This is a genomic window from Nocardia noduli (genome assembly GCF_019038455.1).
GTDB classification, from domain to species: Bacteria; Actinomycetota; Actinomycetes; order Mycobacteriales; family Mycobacteriaceae; genus Nocardia; species Nocardia noduli.
In genome coordinates this window covers 1-1,194 of record NZ_JAFMPL010000243.1, presented here as the reverse complement: position 1 = coordinate 1,194, position 1,194 = coordinate 1, and the positions used below count along the sequence as shown (strand labels likewise).

The 1,194-nt window shown below is 64.6% G+C and carries 1 protein-coding gene; it reads left to right on the top strand.

The window, feature by feature from the left end; genetic code table 11:
- Nucleotides 1-82: 82 nt before the first annotated feature.
- A protein-coding gene (locus tag JZ792_RS41175; protein ID WP_216918410.1) for an IS3 family transposase occupies nt 83-1,194 on the top strand; the annotation gives its coding sequence in 2 pieces (ribosomal slippage) (nt 83-359 and nt 359-1,194; 1,113 coding nt annotated over the 2 pieces). This gene is flagged as partial in the annotation.

The following is a 1,194-nucleotide window of genomic DNA, read 5'->3' as shown; positions in this document are numbered from 1 at the left end:
TGGGCCGTACCCCGTAGATGGGACCGCCCGGTATTAGAGTCCTTGTTTGGCCTGGTGAGGGCCGAGAAGGGACACTGAGGACATGGCAGGACGCAAGCGGCATTCCGCGGAAGACATCGTGAGGAAGCTGCGCCGTGCCGACGATTTGACCGCGGCAGGGAAGACCGGCGAGGAGATCGCCGCCGATCTGGGTATCTCGGCTGCGACGTTGTATAACTGGCGCCGCCAGTACGGCGGGGTGGATACCGAGGCGGCCAAGGAGCTCAAGGAGTTGCGGGAGCAGAACGCCCGGTTGAAGCGGTTGCTGGCGGATGCGGAGCTGGAGAAGGACGCGTTGCGGGAGATCGGGCGGGGAAAATTCTGAGCCCAGCGACCAAACGCCGTGCCGTGGACATGCTCAAAGAGGTACTGAATGTGTCGGAACGGTTCGCGTGCAAGGTTGTTGGGCTGAGTCGGTCGACCTATCGGCGGCTGCCGATCAAGGACACCCCGACCGATCCGGACGCCGGTTTGCGGGCCTGGCTGCGCTCGTATGCGGTCAAGAATCAGGGGCACGGATTCCGTCGCGCCTGGGCGGCCCTGCGGTTCGACGAGGGCGCGTGGGTCAATATCAAGAAGGTCCACCGGCTCTGGCGCGAGGAAGGCCTTCAGGTCCGGCAACATCATCCCCGCAAACGAGCGGGGGTCTCCTCGGTCCCACCGGTCGAGGCCGATGCACCGAAGGTGGTGTGGGCGTTGGACTTCCAGTTCGACTCCACCACCGACGGTCGGGCGGTGAAGATCGCGTCGATGATCGATGAACACACCCGCGAATGCCTGCTGCACCTGGTGGAACGGTCGATCACCGCCGACCGGCTCGTCGCCGAGCTGGACAAAGTATTCGCCACGGCCGGCGGCCCGCCGAGGGTACTACGGATGGACAACGGTCCGGAGATGATTTCTCATGCCCTGCAACAGTTTTGCGCTGACAGGGTCGGGATCTCCTACATTCCACCGGGCACGCCCTGGAACAACGGGTTCGTCGAATCGTTCAATCGGCGGCTGCGGACCGAGTGCCTCAACCGCAACCACTGGACCAGCCTGCTCGAGGCCCGGGTGGTGATCGGAGATTTCAAGACCGACCACAACCGGCGGCACCGGCATTCGGCGCTGGGCTACCGGACACCGGCCGAGTACGCTGCGGCCTGCACCCAC